We start from the raw sequence: 15,433 nt of genomic DNA, 5'->3' as shown, positions 1-15,433 counted from the left end.
ACTACTTCACCCAACGAAGGAGTTGCAGATGTCTGAGATCACCCGCGACGTGCTGATCATCGGCGCCGGAGCAGCAGGGCTCACGGCCGCGAACGACCTGCGCAAGGCCGGTCTGTCGGTCGCTGTGCTGGAAGCGCGCGACCGCGTCGGCGGTCGCCTCTGGACCGACGTCATCGACGGAGCCATGCTCGAGATCGGCGGCCAGTGGGTCTCGCCCGATCAGGACGCGCTCAAGGACACGATCGAGGAGCTGGGGCTCGAGACCTACAGCCGCTATCGCGAGGGCGACAGCGTCTACGTCGGGCCCGATGGAAAGGTGCACCGCTTCACAGGCGAGATGTTCCCCGTCGCCCCCGAGACCGAAGCGGAGATCGCTCGGATCACCGACATCCTCGACGCCCTGGTCGCCGAGATCGACCCGGACCGCCCCTGGGCGCACCCGAGCGCCGAGGACTGGGACTCCATCACCTGGGACGCCTGGCTGCGCCAGCAGACCGACGACGACGAGGCCGTGCGCAACCTGGCCTTCGCCACGGGGTCCGCGATGCTCACCAAGCCCACGCACTCGTTCTCGCTGCTGCAGTCGCTGCTGATGGCGGCATCCGCCGGCTCCTATTCGAACCTCGTCGACGCCGACTTCATCCTCGACAAGCGCGTCGTCGGCGGCCTGCAGCAGGTGCCGCTGCGCCTGGCCGAGCGCCTGGGTGACGACGTGCTGCTGAACCAGCCCGTCCGCAGCCTCGAGTGGTCGGATGCGGGGGTCGTCGCCACCACCGACGAGCTCACGGTCCGCGCCCGCCACGCGATCCTCGCGCACGCACCCGTGCTCTACAGTCGCATCTCGTTCGTCCCGCCGCTCCCGCGTCGTCAGCACCAGCTGCACCAGCACCTCTCGATGGGATTCGTCATCAAGGTGCACGCGGTCTACGACCGGCCGTTCTGGCGCGAGCAGGGCCTCAGCGGCACCGCGTTCAGCCCGTACGAGCTCTCGCACGAGGCCTACGACAACACGAACCACGGCGATGAGCGCGGCACCCTGGTCGGCTTCGTCTCCGATGCCAACGCCGACGGCGTGTTCGAGCTGTCCGCCGAGGAGCGCAAGGAGCGCATCCTCGAGTCGCTGTCGCACTACTACGGCCCGGAGGCGAAGAATCCGGTCGTCTACTACGAGAGCGACTGGGGCAGCGAGGAGTGGACGCGCGGTGCCTACGCCGCGAGCTTCGACATGGGCGGACTGCACCGCTACGGCGCCGACCTGCGCACCGCGGTCGGCCCGATCCACTTCGCCTGCAGCGACATGGCGGGCGCCGGGTACCAGCACGTCGACGGCGCGATCCGGATGGGACGCCTCGTCGCCTCGAACATCGTCGACGCGAGTCGCGAAGCCGGCGCTGTCGAGAGCGGCAGCTGATGACCGGCTCGGTCGTCGTGGGATACACGGCGACGGATGCGGGAGCGGATGCCGCGGCGCTCGGTGCGCGGCTCGCCCGCAGTCTCGGTGCGACGCTGCACCTGGTGATCGTGCTGCCGAACGAGGGCACGCGCAACGCCGCGGTCCCGCCGGAGCGCGCCTACGAGGAGCACATCAGGGCGCAGGCGAAGAAGTGGCTGGGCGATGCGGTCGTCCGGCTGCCGCAGGAGTTGACCCGCAGCGGTCATGTGCGCTTCTCCGAATCGTTCGCCGAGGGGCTGATCGCCGCCGGCGAGGAATTCGGTGCCCGCGTGATCGTGATCGGCGCAGCGGGCGGGGGCATCTTCGGACGTCACCGTCTCGGCAGCGTCGCGTCGGAGCTGCTGCACTCCTCGACCATCCCGGTGGCGCTGGCACCCGTGGGCACGGCGCAGCAGGACGACCACGTCATCCCGCGCGTCACGGTCGCCGTCGGCTCCCGCCCCGGTGCCGAGGCCCTGCTCGACGAGGCGGTGGCCCTCGCCGGCGACAGCCACGTCGACCTCCGACTCGTGTCCCTCGTGCCGTTCGACGTGCCGCCCGGTCTCGACACCGGCGCGATCCGCACGGTCGGTGACGAGCATGCGCAGGAGGTCCTCGCAGTGGCGACCGAGCTGCTGCCGGACGGTCGCACCGCCGCGGTCGAGAGAGCACCCGGCGACTCCGTGGAGGACGCCGTCGCGCATCTCTCCTGGCTCCCCGGCGAAGTCGTCCTCGTCGGCTCCAGTCGGCTGGCCCAGCCCCGCCGCCTGTTCCTGGGCTCCACGGCAGCGAAGATGCTGCACGAGCTGCCCGTCCCCATGATCGTCGTCCCGCGCACCCGCAACGAAGCAGGAGAACGCTGATGAGCAGCACCAACCGGGCGACGGAGCCCGAATCCGGTGTCACGACCGGCATCTCCACCAAGGGCCTGAGCGCCGGAACGGTCGGCCTCATCGGCGCGGTCGTGATCGGCATCTCGTGCATCGCCCCCGCCTACACGTTCACGGCCGCTGTCGGGCCCGTCGCCTCGACGGTCGGGTCGCAGATCCCCGCGATCATCCTGGTCGGCTTCATCCCGATGCTCCTGGTCGCCTTCGGGTACCGGGAGCTCAACAACCGGATGCCCGACTCGGGAACGTCGTTCACCTGGGCGGCACGCGCCTTCGGCCCGTGGGTGGGCTGGATGGCGGGCTGGGGTCTGGTCGTCGCCACGATCCTGGTGCTCTCCAATCTCGCCGGCATCGCGGTCGACTTCCTCTTCCTGCTGATCTCGCAGATCACCGGCAATCCGGACATCGCCAGCCTCGCGAGCGTCACCTGGATCAACATCGGGGTGTGTCTGCTGTTCATGCTCGGGGCGACGTGGATCTCGTACCGCGACATGCAGACGACCCAGAAGCTGCAGTACTGGCTCGTGAGCTTCCAGATCATCGTGCTGCTCTTCTTCGCGGGCGCGGCGATCGTGCAGGCCGTCAGCGGAAACGGATTCGACTACCAGCCGTTCGACCTGAACTGGTTCAACCCGTTCGCGATCTCGTCGTTCAGCGCCGTGGCCGCCGGCCTCTCGCTCTCGATCTTCATCTTCTGGGGCTGGGACGTCACGCTCACGATGAACGAGGAGACCAAGGATCCGGAGAAGACTCCCGGCCGGGCCGCCACCGTCACTGTGCTCATGATCGTCTCGCTCTACCTGCTCCTCGCGGTCGCGATGATCATGTTCGCGGGCGTCGGCACGGGGGCGCTGGGCCTCGGCAACGAGGACATCCAGGAGAACGTGTTCTTCCACCTCTCCGGCCCCATCCTCGGCCCGCTCGCCTTCCTCGTCTCGCTCGCGGTGCTGACCAGCTCGGCGTCGTCGCTGCAGTCCACGTTCGTGGGTCCGGCGCGCACCCTGCTGGCGATGGGTCACTACGGCGCCCTGCCCAAATCGTTCGCGAAGGTCAGCCCGCGGTTCTTCACGCCGGGGTACGCGACCATCGTCTCCGCCATCGTGGCATCGGCCTTCTACGCCGTGATGCGCATCGTGAGCGAGGACACGCTGTGGGACACCATCCTCACGCTCGGCATGATGATCTGCTTCTACTACGGGATCACCGCCTTCGCGTGCGTCTGGTACTTCCGCAAGCAGTGGTTCGACTCGACGCGGAACTTCTTCTTCACGTTCCTGTTCCCGCTCGTCGGCGGCGCGATCCTCGCGGTGCTGTTCTTCACCACACTGATCGACTCGATGGATCCGGCCTACGGCTCGGGCTCGCAGATCGGCGGAGTCGGCATCGTCTTCATCCTCGGCATGCTGATCATCGTCGTCGGCATCGTCGTCATGATCTGGAACGCGGTTCGACGGCCTGCGTTCTTCCGCGGACAGACGCTGGGCATCGACGCACCGCCCAGCCGTCGCAAGCGCTCCTAGCCCTCCTCACAGAAAGAGAATCATGAGCACTCAGACCGAACAGGCGCTCCTGGACAGCATCCCCACCGGCCTCTTCATCGGCGGCCGGTGGATCGACGGCGAGAACGGCGGCACCTTCGACGTGCAGGATCCCGCGACCGGTTCCGTGATCCGGACCATCGCGGACGCGACGCCGGGCGACGGTGTCCGCGCCCTCGACGCCGCGGTGGCCGCGCAGGACGGGTGGGCCGCGACGGCGCCGCGCGTGCGCAGCGAGATCCTCCGCCGGGCGTTCGATCTGGTGCAGGAGCACAAGGAGGATCTCGCGCTGCTCATGACGCTCGAGATGGGCAAGCCGCTCGCCGAGGCGCGCGGAGAGGTCGGCTACGGTGGCGAGTTCCTGCGCTGGTTCAGCGAGGAAGCCGTGCGCATCAGCGGTCGGTACGGGATCAACCCCGAGGGCACCGGCCACATGGTCGTGTCGCAGCGTCCGGTCGGCCCGTCGTTCTTCGTGACGCCGTGGAACTTCCCGTTCGCGATGGCCACGCGCAAGATCGCGCCCGCCCTCGCCGCCGGCTGCACCGTCGTGATCAAGCCCCCGGCACTCACTCCGCTGACGACGATGTTCTTCGTGTCCCTGCTCGAGAAGGCGGGTCTCCCCGCCGGCGTCGTGAACGTCGTGCAGACATCGAAGTCGAGCGCACTGTCGGCGCCGATCATCGCCGACCCGCGTCTGCGCAAGCTGTCCTTCACCGGGTCGACCGAGGTCGGCCGCAAGCTCATCGCCCAGGCCGCTGAGGGCGTGCTGCGCGTGTCGATGGAGCTCGGCGGCAACGCCCCGTTCGTGGTGTTCGACGACGCCGACCTCGACAAGGCCGTGGACGGTGCGCTCGCCGCGAAGTTCCGCAACATCGGGCAGGCGTGCACCGCCGCGAACCGCTTCATCGTGCACAAGGACGTCGCCGCCGAGTTCGGGCGTCGCGTGACCGAGCGCGTCAACGGCATGAAGATCGGCCGTGGCACCGAGGAGGGTGTCGCGATCGGTCCGCTCATCGACGCGAACGCCGTCGCGAAGGCGGGCGAGCTCGTCGATGACGCGGTCGGCCGCGGTGCGACCCTGCTCGCCGGAGGCAAGGCAGTCGAGGGCACGGGCACGTTCTACGAGCCCACCGTCCTCACCGACGTCGTCGCCGGGAGCGCGATCCTCCGTGAGGAGATCTTCGGCCCGGTGCTCGCGATCGCGACGTTCGAGACCGAGGACGAGGCCGTGCGCCTCGCCAACGACACCGAGTACGGACTCGTCTCCTACGTCTTCACCGAGAACCTCCAGCGCGGCCAGCGGATGATCGACAAGCTCGAGACCGGCATGATGGGTCTCAACGTGGGCGTGGTCTCCAACGCGGCCGCGCCCTTCGGCGGCGTCAAGCAGTCCGGCGTCGGCCGCGAGGGCGGGCTCGAGGGCATCCACGAGTACCTGTCCACCAAGTACACGCTGATCCCGGTCTCCTGATTCCGGTGCGGGGCCCGCGTCGTCGGACCCCGCACCACCACACACGAGAGGACATGTCATGACCGACTACGCCGTCATCAACCCCGCCACCGGAGAGACGCTGGCGTCTTTCGACACCTTCACGGACGCCCAGATCGACGAGGCCGTCGCCGCGGCCGATGCGGCGCACCGCGAGTGGTCCCGTTCCTCGACGGTCGCCGAGCGTGCCGCCCTGGTCCGCCGTGCGGCCGAGCTGCACCGCGAGCGTCGTGAGGAGCTCGCCGACATCTTCGTGCGTGAGATGGGCAAGCCCCGTGAAGCCGCGCTCGGAGAGGTCGACTTCGCCGCCGACATCGCCGAGTACTACGCCGACCAGGCGGAGGCGATCATGGCCGACCAGCCGATCGCGATCATGGGGGAGGGGTCGGCCGTCATCCGCCGCTCTTCGCTCGGCCCGCTCGTCGGCATCATGCCGTGGAACTTCCCGGCCTACCAGATCGTGCGTTTCGCGGCGCCGAACCTGATCGTGGGCAACACGATCCTGCTCAAGCCTGCACCGCAGTGCCCGGAGTCGTCGACCGCGATCGAGAAGATCTATCACGACGCCGGCTTCCCGAAGGGCGCCTACCAGAACGTGCTCGCCACGAACGAGCAGATCGCGACGATGATCGCCGACCCCCGGGTGCAGGGCGTCTCGCTCACCGGCTCGGAGCGCGCTGGAGCCGCAGTCGCCGAGATCGCCGGACGGCACCTCAAGAAGGTCGCGCTCGAGCTCGGCGGGTCCGACCCGTTCATCGTGCTCTCGACCGACGACCTCGATGCCACCGTCCAGGCCGGCGTCGATGCGCGCCTCGACAACAACGGCCAGGCCTGCAACGGCGCCAAGCGCTTCATCGTCGTCGACGGGCTGTACGACGCGTTCGTCGAGAAGTTCACGCAGAAGATGGCGGACGTCGAGGCGACGGATCCCATGCTCGACGACACGGTCCTCGGGCCGGTGTCGTCCGAGACCGCTGCGGTCAACCTGCAGAAGCAGGTCGACCAGGCCGTCGAGCAGGGCGCGACGCTGCTCACCGGTGGCACCCGCGATGGCGCGTTCTTCGCGCCGACCGTGCTCGCCGACGTCACACCGGAGATGAACGTCTATCACGAGGAGCTCTTCGGTCCGGCTGCGGTCGTCTACCGGGTGGCGGATGAGGACGCGGCGGTCGCACTCGCGAACGACACGACCTTCGGCCTCGGCTCCTATGTCTTCACGACCGATGCCGCGCAGGCTGAGCGCGTGGCCGACAAGATCGAGGCCGGCATGGTCTACGTCAACCTGGTGCTGGCCGACAGCCCGGAGCTGCCGTTCGGCGGGATCAAGCGCAGCGGCACCGCCCGTGAGCTCGGCCACCTCGCCGCCGACGAGTTCGTCAACAAGAAGCTCATCCGCATCGGCTGAGTCCCACGGATTCCGTTCCGGTCACACTTTCTGTCGCTCGCCGCGGCTGCAGCAGACGGAAACTGCGCCCGGAACGGAATCTCGTGCCCACGGACACCCGCGTGGGAGACAATGGCGGCATGAGCGCGCACACCGACCCCATCGAGACGCTGACCTCCGACCAGAGCTGGGAGCGGCTCGGCACCCAGGAGCTGGGGCGATTGGTCACCCACGTCGGCGACACGATCGACATCTTCCCCGTGAACTACGTGGTCGACGGCGACGGGATCCTGTTCCGCACCGCCCCGGGCAGCAAGCTGTTCGAGCTGACGGTGAACACCGACGTGCTGTTCGAGGTCGACGACCACACCGACACCGATGCCTGGAGCGTGATCATCCGTGGACACGCGACCGCTCTGGAGGCGGACGCCGACGTGCACCGTGCGGATGCCGCGGGCCTTCGTCCCTGGATCCCCACGCTCAAGCGCGTCTACGTCCGCATCGCACCGGCCTCGGTCTCGGGACGGGCGTTCCGTCGCAGCCCGGAGCCGGAGCGGGACGGCGCGCAGGAGTACTGAACCGCCCTCCCGGCCGGGGGCCGCCGACGCGCCTCGTCCCCTGCCCCGGGCGTAGGGTCGAAGTATGGCCAACGTCGCTGAGAACATCGTCAAGACTCTGCACGCCAACGGGATCAACCGTGTCTACGGCATTCCGGGGGACTCGCTGAACGGCTTCACGGACGCGCTGCGCAAGGACGGCACGATCCGCTGGGTGCACGTGCGGCACGAGGAGGCCGCCGCTTTCGCCGCCGCGGCCGATGCCGCCACGACCGGCGAGCTCGCTGTCGTCGCCGGATCCTGCGGCCCGGGCAACCTGCACCTCATCAACGGCCTGTACGACGCGAATCGTTCGCGCGTCCCCGTGCTCGCGATCGCCGCGCACATCCCCACCACCGAGATCGGCACGGGCTACTTCCAGGAGACGCATCCGCAGGATCTCTTCCGCGAGTGCAGCGTCTACGTCGAGTATGTCGCCGACCCGAAGCAGATGCCGAGGCTGCTGGAGATCGCCATGCGCGCCGCCGTGGAGCAGCGCGGCGTCGCCGTGCTCGTGATCCCCGGGGACGTCGCCCTCGCCGACATCGCCGACGACCGTGCCGTCGTGATCGAGCGTGCCCGCCCCGTGGTCGTGCCCAACGGTGCGGAGCTCGAGAAGGCAGCGACGCTGCTGAACGCGGCGAAGAAGGTCACGATCCTCGCCGGTGCCGGTGTCGAAGGCGCGCACGACGAGGTGATCGCGCTCGCCGACAAACTGGGCGCGCCCATCGTGCACGCGCTCCGTGGCAAGGAGTTCATCGAATACGACAACCCCTTCGACGTCGGGATGACGGGGCTTCTCGGCTTCGCCTCCGGCTTCCGCGCCATGGAGGCTGCCGATGCCCTGCTGGTGCTGGGCAGCGACTTCCCGTACGAGCAGTTCTACCCCGACAACGCCAAGACGATCCAGGTCGACATCCGCGGTGCACAGCTCGGCAAGCGGCATCCGCTCGATCTGGGCCTGGTCGGCGATGTGCGGGCCACGGCCGAGGCGCTGTTGCCACGCGTGGCGCGGAAGGAGGACCGCGGCCACCTCGATGACGCCACCGCGCACTACCGCAAGACGAGGAAGAAGCTCGACGAGCTGGCGGTGCCGGCGAAGGGCAAGCGTCCCATCCACCCGCAGTACCTCGCCCGGCTCCTGGACGAGTATGCGACGGACGACGCGATATTCACCGCCGACGTGGGGTCGCCGACCGTGTGGGCGGCGCGCTACCTCTCGATGACCGAGAACCGTCGTCTGATCGGCTCGTTCACCCACGGTTCCATGGCGAACGCGCTCATGCACGGCATCGGAGCGCAGGTCGCGCACCCGGGCCGACAGGTCGTCGCGCTGGCCGGCGACGGCGGACTGTCGATGATGCTCGGCGAGCTGCTCACCCTGACGCAGAACAAGCTGCCGGTGAAGACGATCGTGGTCAACAACTCGTCGCTGAACTTCGTCGAACTCGAGATGAAGGCCGCCGGGTTCGTCACGTACGGGACCGGGCTGGAGAACCCGAGCTTCGCCGCGATCGCCGAGGCGATGGGGATCTTCGCGCGCCGGGTGGAGCGCAGCGAAGACCTCCCGGATGCCGTGCGCGAGGTGCTCGCCCACGACGGTCCCGCCCTGCTCGACGTGGTCACCGAGCGGCAGGAGCTGTCCATGCCGCCGGCGATCGAGGCCGCGCAGGTCAAGGGCTTCGCGCTCTACGCGATCCGGACGGTCATGTCCGGGCGCGGTGACGAGCTCCTCGACCTCGCGAAGGCGAACTGGCGCCAGCTCTTCTGAGCGGGCGCTCAGCTCTCCAGATGCGCGCGGACCTCGGCGGCCTCGCCGTGTCGACCGAGCGCCTCGAACACGTTGCCGAGCTCGAGGGCGGCCACCTGCAGCAGTGGCGGGTGGCCGGCGGCGTGCTCGATCGCGCTGCGGTAGACGGGTACGGCGTCGGCTGAGCGGTCGTTGCCCGCGAGCACCCGCGCGGCGAACAGCTCGGAGCCTCCGGCGGAGCCCAGGTCACCGATCGCCGCGAAGCCGTCGGCCGCGGTGAGCGCGGCCGACACCGCCTCATCGACACGGCCGAGCTCGGCCAGGGCACGTGCGCGCGAGTCGGTCACGTCGGCGAGCAGCCACTCGGCCTCGTGCTGCTGTGCGAGCGCTGCGACCTCGTCGAAGAGGCCGAACGCGCGCTCGTCGCCGCGCCCGCCGTAGGCCTGACCGAGGCTGTGCAGCACCTCGGTCAGCGCGCCGACGGCGTCGGGGGCGCGCCGCACGATCTCGGCCGCCGACTCGAGCAGAGAGATCGCGTCGTCGTGCTCATCGAAGCGGGCGAGGATCTTGGCCTGCTCCGTCATCGACATCGCCTGATCCGCGTGCTCCTCGGCCTGGCCGAACAGCTCGGAGGCGTAGCCGTGCGCGCCGACCGACTGACCGAACTCGCCGGCCGCGCTCAGGGCTCGTGCCAGCATCGACGCCGTCATGGCGCGAGAGCCGGCCGGGATCTCGGCCTCCTCCTCGCGCTGCAGCACGTCGCCGAAGAGCTCCGCGGCCTCTTCCGCATCGCCGACGCGCAGCATGACGCGGGCGAGGCGGAAGTCGACGCCGGTCGTGTCGCCACCGGCTTCACCGCCCAGCCGTGCGGCGAGACGGTAACGGGAGACCGCCTTCTCGGGCTCGTCGGCATCTTCCCAGAGGGCGCCCGCGAGCAGGTGGGCGTCGCCGAGTGCACGGGTCGCGCCGAGTTCGGCGAGCAGTCGACAGGCCTCGTCGGCGTCGGTCGCGCCCTCGACATAGGTGCTGCCGCCGCCGCGCACGCGGGCGCGGGTCTGCAGCGCCTGTGCCCGGTGGCCGGTGCTGAGGTCGTCCTGCGAGAGGAAGCGGTCCAGCAGCGCGCTCCCGGCCTCGAGGTCGCCCTTGCTCAGCACGGCCGAGATCGCCAGCAGCGTCGTGGTGTTCGCCAGCCGGGTGTCCTCGGCTTCGGTGAACGACCGGGCGGCCACCTCGGCGTGATCCAGGGCGGCATCCGGCTCGCCAGACTGCAGGTGCAGGGCGGCGCGGCTGATCGCGAGGTCGCCTCGAGTCCAGGCGGGGAGCCCGTCCGAAGCGGCGATCTCCTCCTCCAGCGCGGCGGTCGTCTCGGGTGTGTTCAGACCGAAGGTGGCGAGACCGATGCGCTCCTCGAGCTCGGCCTGCACGTCTCGTCCGGCCGCCCTCAGCGCGGCGACGCGCTCGGGCAGCAGTTGCAGGGCTTCGTCGGCGCGGTCGAGCGCGATGAGGATGCCCAGGCGCATCGAGAGCAGCTGGGCGCGCTTCGCGGGGTCTTCGACCTCGAGGGCACGGGGCAGGGCGTCGAGCGTCTCGTGCTCCGCCCCGAACTGCGCGAGCTGCATGGCGCGTTCGAACCATGCGTCCGCATCGACCGGCGTGAGCGAGGGGACGGGGGCGACGAACGCGTCCGAACGGATCGGCACGTCGTACTGCTCGCCCGCGAGCGCCCGCATCCGCTCCAGGCTGCGCGCATGACCGTCGGTGCCGTCGCGACCGTCGAATCCGGCGCCGATGCGCTCCGCTGCCGTCCATGCGGACGCGGCGAGTTCGGATGCGCTCCAGGGGCCTTCGTGCGCGCCGAAGAACGCCACGAGGGCGGGCGCGTCCGCACCGCGCACCGGGGTGTCGCCGTGGCCTGCGGCCGTGACCCGGTCCAACGCGACGGCGAGGGCGGCGAGTGCTGCGAAGTGCGCGTCGACGTTCAGCCCGTCGTGCGCGAGCCAGGCGATGTGCTTCTCGACCAGCGCGAGGGCGCGGGCCTCGTTGCCGGTGAGGGCGGCGAACACGATGTTGTTGGCGACGATGCGCAGGTTGTCGGGGTTGTCCTTCGCCAGCCGGTAGCTGCGCAGGTGCGCGGTCTTCGCCTCGTCGAGGCGTCCGGCGCGCAGGTAGGGGAGCAGCACGCGCGACAGGGCGTGCTCCGGCTCCTCGCCGCAGGAGAAGCCGCCCTCGATCATCTCCTCGACGAGCACGATCGCCTCGGCTTCGCGGTCGGTGTCCGCGAAGAAGCCGGCGATCTGGCTGCGTCCGCAGGCATCGCAGTGACTGTGGTCGTCGCGTGGTGTGCCCTCCAACTGCGCCCGCAGCTTCTCGGCTTCATCCATGCGTCCGGCATCCCAGGCGTCCTCGAAGCGGGCGGTGAGCACGCCGCTGACGCCGAGGCCCGCCGCGCGGTAGTGCGACTCCATGTCGTCGAGCACGGCAGCGATCTGGTCCTGCGAGAACGCGGGGGAGGACCGCAGCGACGATGCCATCCACTTGAACTGCCACATCAGGTCGGCGCCGCCGTTGTCGAGGTCGGCGGGGAAACGCTGCGGGTCGGCGTCGTGATGGGCGAGGCACCAGGCGAACGAGTTGAGCATGACGTCGGTCGCGCCGTTCATGTTGGCCGACGCGGTCTGCCGCATGCGCGCCTCGTATTCCAGGCGCTCGTCGCCGATCTCGACGGCCAGGGCCACGGCTTCGGAGACGAGGGCCTGCTCAGCGTGCCCCCACGGCGTGCGGTCGATCTCCTCGATCAGCTGCTGGAAGCGCTTCTTCGGACGTGCCATGGACGGAACCTTTCGGTGAGGTGTCAGCGGGCGTCGCCGAAGGGGATGGTGTCCCCCTCCAGGCCGGCCGAGAGCGAGACGAGGTCGGCGAGCGCGCTGGTCATCAGCGCCCGGTCGGCGTCGGCGAGCGGATGGTGCCCGGCGAGGAGTGCCTGGATGTAGAGGAGCTGCACCGTGCGGGCAAAGACGGCCTCGTCCTGCACGCGCACGAGGGCGCGGACGACCCGGTTCGACCAGTTCAGGCAGAGACGTGCGCTCAGGTCGTCCTCTCGTGCCGAGGACAGCGTCTTGTCGATGCGGTCGAGCACGCCGCCCCACAGTGCGCCGGTGATGCCCTTGGTGCGTCCGCGATCGATCGCGCGCAGCACCTCGGGGTCGGCCACGTAGAGCCCGGCCAGGTCGGGACGGTCGATGGACCGGACCACGACGGCGCAGTCGGAGGCGGCGAGAACGGCCCCCGCACGCGCCTCCAGGGCCACCGCGGCGTCGCGGTCGTCGAGGGGAGGCGGGTCGAGGCGGTCGAGTTCGCCCGTGACGTCCACCTGCTCGACCGTGACGTGCGGGTAGAGGTCGGGCAGCATCCGGACCAGGTCGGCGTCGTAGAGATATCCGCCGTTCACGAGCACCTCGTCGGCGGGGGAGATGCCGGCGACCTGTCGGAACTCGTCCACGGTCTGCGCATAGCGGACGTGCGAGTACCGCTCGACGAGATCACCGATCCGCAGTGTGCCGTGCGTGGTCTCGACGGTCAGCCAGCGGGAGATGAAGCGGGCCAGTTCCTCGTCATGGCGCACCAGCGACTTGAGTCCGACCTCGTGCACCGCGACGAACTGCGCGAGGCGGTGCGGTTCGCGCAGTCCCAGTTCGAGCACCCAGCGGCGGATGCCGGCACCCAGCTGTTCGCGCACGCGTTCGAGCGCCGCGTCCTCGACCAGCGATTCCCTGCTCGCGGTGGGGGCGAGACCGGTGGAGTCGATCACGGCGCGCACGAAGAACGCCCAGTCGGGGAGCACGTCGTCGACGCGCTCGGAGAGCAGCATGCGACCCAGGTACATGCGCGTCGCCTGGCGTGCGCCGGGAGGCGGGGCGTAAGGCAGGACGTACGCGAGGCCGCGGGTGCCGGTGGCCGGTTCGTTCAGCTCGATCACGTCGAGAGGAGCGGCGCCGAGCAGATCCCTCCCGTACTCCAGGGCCCGCTCGGGGTCCTGGGCGGCATCGAGGAACGGGGGGTCCCTGGTGATGTCGATGTCGCCGGCGGTCGTGTCGACGGTCACTCGCACCGGGAGGAACTCGCCGAAGGTCGTCGCCAGCTCGTGCACGGCAGCCGGGCGCAGCAGCTCATCGGCGTCGAATCGCGGCACGAGGTGCACGCTGGTGCCGATCGGCAGCTCCTCGTCGATCTCGGCGACCTGGAAGGTGCCGTCCGCGCTGCCCGTCCACTCGACCGAAGCGCCTCCCCGCGCACTGCGCGAGCGGATCACGATCGTGTCCGCGACCATGAAGCAGCTGAGCAGGCCGATTCCGAACTGCCCGAGGTAGTCGCTGCGGGGGAGGTCGAAGATGTCGCGCTTGGAGCTGCGGCCGACGGTCGCCAGCAGGTCGGCGACCTCCGTCGCGGTGAGACCGACGCCGTCGTCGCGCAGCACGAACTCGCCGGTCTCCGCGGTCAGGGGAGTGATCCGGATGCGTCCGCCCCCGCCGTCCACCTCGCGGCGGGCGGTGATCGCATCCCGGGCGTTCTGCAGCAGCTCCCGCAGATACACCCGGGGGCTGGAGTAGATGTGCCTGCTGAGCAGATCCACGACACCGCGCAGGTCCACCTGGAACTGCTGCACATCAGCGCTCACCGGCGCTCCCTCCTGCTGCATACGCTCGCTGAGCCTAACAAGAACACGCGTTCGCGATCCCGGTTCGGCGCCACCGGATCGATGCCGTATGCTTGTGGGGCAGTTGTTTTCTGCATTCTTTCGCCATGCCTGGGGCCACGCGCCGCGGGATCGTGACAGGGTGGAGAAGACACCCCGAGGCCTCCAGGTCTCTAGGGCGGTAGCTCAATTGGCAGAGCAGCGGTCTCCAAAACCGCAGGTTGCAGGTTCGATTCCTGTCCGCCCTGCGCGTCAGCGCAACGCTGACACACGAAAGGTACATTCAGGATGGATCAGGACGAACCGCGCGGCGAGGTCGTCGCGGCCGGCGCCACCCGCGAGAAGAGGGGCAACCCCTTCTCCCGGTTCTTCGGGAGCATCGCCCTGTTCATCCGCCAGGTCATCGCCGAGCTCCGCAAGGTCGTCACCCCGACTCGCAAGGAGCTGTTCAAGTTCACCGGGGTGGTGCTCGTCTTCGTTCTGATCGTGATGGGAATCGTCTACGGTCTGGACTTCGCCTTCGGGCTCATGACGCACTGGGTGTTCGGGATCCCTGACCCTCGCTGATGACGCCCGCGGCTCGCGCCGCAGCTATGGAGAAGAAGCAACGTGTCTGAACGATATTCCGACGACGCCGACTGGGCGACCGCTGCAGAGCAGTCCAGCGAAGAGGACGAAGCCCAGGAGGGCAACGTCCTCGCCGAGGAAGAGCTCTCGGTCACCTCGGCTGAGCACGTCGCCGTCCACGTCGAAGGCGAAGACGACGAAGACGACGGCACGGAAGACATCGACATCGACATCGACGACCCGGAGGCGGACGCGATCGTGAACGACGCTCTCAACCTGGACGAAGCGGCTGAGTCTGAGGCTGCCGCTGAGGTCCTCAACGAATCTGTGGCCGAAGAGGCCGCCGACCTCGACGCGGCTGCGGCCGAAGAGGTCACCCCCTACGACGGTCCCGACCTCGGTGCTGATGACGCGCAGGGCGGCGAGGACTCCTCCGCCGACGAAGACGACGAGGACGCGGAGGAAGACCCGTACGAGGCCTTCCGCCTCGACCTCCGCATGCTCCCGGGCAAGTGGTACGTCATCCACTCATACGCCGGTTTCGAGCGCAAGGTGAAGGCCAACATCGAGCAGCGCAAGTCGACGCTCGAGGTCGAGGACGAGATCTACCAGGTCGAGGTCCCGATGGAAGACGTGGTCGAGATCAAGAACGGCCAGCGCAAGATGGTCACCCGCGTGCGCATCCCCGGCTACGTGCTGGTGCGCATGGAGCTCACGGAAGACACCTGGTCGGTCGTGCGTCACACCCCGGGTGTCACCGGCTTCGTGGGCAACGCCCACAACCCGACGCCGCTGCGCTTCGAGGAGGCCTTCAACATGCTGAAGTCGCTCGTCGAGGTCAAGGACGTCCCCACGGCCAAGAACATCGCGTCGAAGGGCGGCGTCGCCGTCGCTCGTCCGCTCCCGGCCGAGGTCGACTTCGAGGTCGGCGAGACCATCACGATCAAGGAGGGCTCGTTCGCGGGTCTTCCCGGTTCGATCAGCGAGATCAAGCCCGAGAGCGGCAAGCTCACGGTCCTCGTCTCGCTCTTCGAGCGTGAGACCCCGGTCGAGCTGTCGTTCGACCAGGTCACCAAGATGGTCTGACACATATC

Annotated in this window: 11 protein-coding genes and 1 tRNA gene; 10 read left to right on the top strand and 2 right to left on the bottom strand. The window is 69.1% G+C overall.

Translation table 11 applies throughout. The features are described 5' to 3' along the window. The first annotated feature begins 28 nt into the window (after positions 1-28). From CQ042_RS16820 to poxB, 7 genes are all read left to right on the top strand, one after another. Positions 29-1,411 (top strand): NAD(P)/FAD-dependent oxidoreductase, encoded by a 1,383-nt coding sequence (locus CQ042_RS16820; protein ID WP_105671603.1) that lies wholly within the window; start codon positions 29-31, stop codon positions 1,409-1,411. Next, positions 1,411-2,295 carry a universal stress protein gene (locus CQ042_RS16815; RefSeq protein WP_105671602.1) on the top strand — a complete coding sequence of 295 codons (885 nt, stop codon included), beginning with the start codon at positions 1,411-1,413 and terminating at the stop codon, positions 2,293-2,295. The genes CQ042_RS16820 and CQ042_RS16815 overlap by 1 nt, the downstream gene beginning before the upstream one ends. Then, a complete protein-coding gene (locus tag CQ042_RS16810; protein ID WP_105671601.1) occupies positions 2,295-3,842 on the top strand; it encodes an APC family permease in 1,548 nt (515 codons plus the stop codon). Before CQ042_RS16815 ends, CQ042_RS16810 begins: the two co-directional genes overlap by 1 nt. Before the next feature lie 22 nt (positions 3,843-3,864). After that, the gene (locus tag CQ042_RS16805) at positions 3,865-5,331 is read left to right on the top strand and encodes an NAD-dependent succinate-semialdehyde dehydrogenase (RefSeq protein ID WP_105671600.1); all 1,467 of its coding nucleotides are present in this window, start codon (positions 3,865-3,867) and stop codon (positions 5,329-5,331) included. Positions 5,332-5,389: 58 nt separating this feature from the next. Further along, positions 5,390-6,754 carry an NAD-dependent succinate-semialdehyde dehydrogenase gene (locus CQ042_RS16800; protein WP_105671599.1) on the top strand — a complete coding sequence of 455 codons (1,365 nt, stop codon included), beginning with the start codon at positions 5,390-5,392 and terminating at the stop codon, positions 6,752-6,754. Between the two features lie 119 nt (positions 6,755-6,873). Further along, complete coding sequence (locus tag CQ042_RS16795; RefSeq protein ID WP_105671631.1) at positions 6,874-7,311, top strand: pyridoxamine 5'-phosphate oxidase family protein; 438 nt, start codon at positions 6,874-6,876, stop codon at positions 7,309-7,311. A 64-nt stretch (positions 7,312-7,375) separates the two neighbouring features. Beyond that, complete coding sequence (gene poxB, locus CQ042_RS16790) at positions 7,376-9,100, top strand: ubiquinone-dependent pyruvate dehydrogenase (RefSeq protein WP_105671598.1); 1,725 nt, start codon at positions 7,376-7,378, stop codon at positions 9,098-9,100. A gap of 8 nt (positions 9,101-9,108) precedes the next feature. On the opposite strand, the gene CQ042_RS16785 is transcribed toward poxB, so the two are convergent. After that, entirely contained in the window at positions 9,109-11,907 is a 2,799-nt protein-coding gene (locus tag CQ042_RS16785) for a hypothetical protein (RefSeq protein WP_105671597.1), read from the bottom strand. A 23-nt stretch (positions 11,908-11,930) separates the two neighbouring features. Beyond that, positions 11,931-13,775, bottom strand: coding sequence for an HSP90 family protein (locus CQ042_RS16780; protein WP_105671596.1), 1,845 nt, complete (start codon positions 13,773-13,775; stop codon positions 11,931-11,933). Positions 13,776-13,947: 172 nt separating this feature from the next. On the opposite strand from CQ042_RS16780, the gene CQ042_RS16775 reads away from it, so the two are divergent. The 3 genes from CQ042_RS16775 (at position 13,948) to nusG (ending at position 15,425) form a co-directional block, all read left to right on the top strand. Next, a tRNA-Trp gene (locus CQ042_RS16775) sits at positions 13,948-14,020 on the top strand. A gap of 40 nt (positions 14,021-14,060) precedes the next feature. After that, positions 14,061-14,339 carry a preprotein translocase subunit SecE gene (gene secE, locus CQ042_RS16770; protein ID WP_105671595.1) on the top strand — a complete coding sequence of 93 codons (279 nt, stop codon included), beginning with the start codon at positions 14,061-14,063 and terminating at the stop codon, positions 14,337-14,339. A 42-nt stretch (positions 14,340-14,381) separates the two neighbouring features. Next, entirely contained in the window at positions 14,382-15,425 is a 1,044-nt protein-coding gene (nusG, locus tag CQ042_RS16765) for a transcription termination/antitermination protein NusG (protein ID WP_105671594.1), read from the top strand. Positions 15,426-15,433: the final 8 nt, after the last annotated feature.

Source organism: Microbacterium sp. MYb62, assembly GCF_002979475.1.
GTDB lineage: Bacteria > Actinomycetota > Actinomycetes > Actinomycetales > Microbacteriaceae > Microbacterium.
This window is presented reverse-complemented; position numbering and strand designations above follow the sequence as displayed.

What these genes read in the sequence shown, in the direction of transcription:
- CQ042_RS16820 (WP_105671603.1), top strand. Translation starts at nt 29, where the DNA reads ATGTCTGAGATCACCCGCGACGTGCTGATCATCGGCGCCGGAGCAGCA.
- CQ042_RS16815 (WP_105671602.1), top strand. Translation starts at nt 1,411, where the DNA reads ATGACCGGCTCGGTCGTCGTGGGATACACGGCGACGGATGCGGGAGCG.
- CQ042_RS16810 (WP_105671601.1), top strand. Translation starts at nt 2,295, where the DNA reads ATGAGCAGCACCAACCGGGCGACGGAGCCCGAATCCGGTGTCACGACC.
- CQ042_RS16805 (WP_105671600.1), top strand. Translation starts at nt 3,865, where the DNA reads ATGAGCACTCAGACCGAACAGGCGCTCCTGGACAGCATCCCCACCGGC.
- CQ042_RS16800 (WP_105671599.1), top strand. Translation starts at nt 5,390, where the DNA reads ATGACCGACTACGCCGTCATCAACCCCGCCACCGGAGAGACGCTGGCG.
- CQ042_RS16795 (WP_105671631.1), top strand. Translation starts at nt 6,874, where the DNA reads ATGAGCGCGCACACCGACCCCATCGAGACGCTGACCTCCGACCAGAGC.
- poxB (WP_105671598.1), top strand. Translation starts at nt 7,376, where the DNA reads ATGGCCAACGTCGCTGAGAACATCGTCAAGACTCTGCACGCCAACGGG.
- CQ042_RS16785 (WP_105671597.1), bottom strand. Translation starts at nt 11,907, where the DNA reads ATGGCACGTCCGAAGAAGCGCTTCCAGCAGCTGATCGAGGAGATCGAC.
- CQ042_RS16780 (WP_105671596.1), bottom strand. Translation starts at nt 13,775, where the DNA reads ATGCAGCAGGAGGGAGCGCCGGTGAGCGCTGATGTGCAGCAGTTCCAG.
- secE (WP_105671595.1), top strand. Translation starts at nt 14,061, where the DNA reads ATGGATCAGGACGAACCGCGCGGCGAGGTCGTCGCGGCCGGCGCCACC.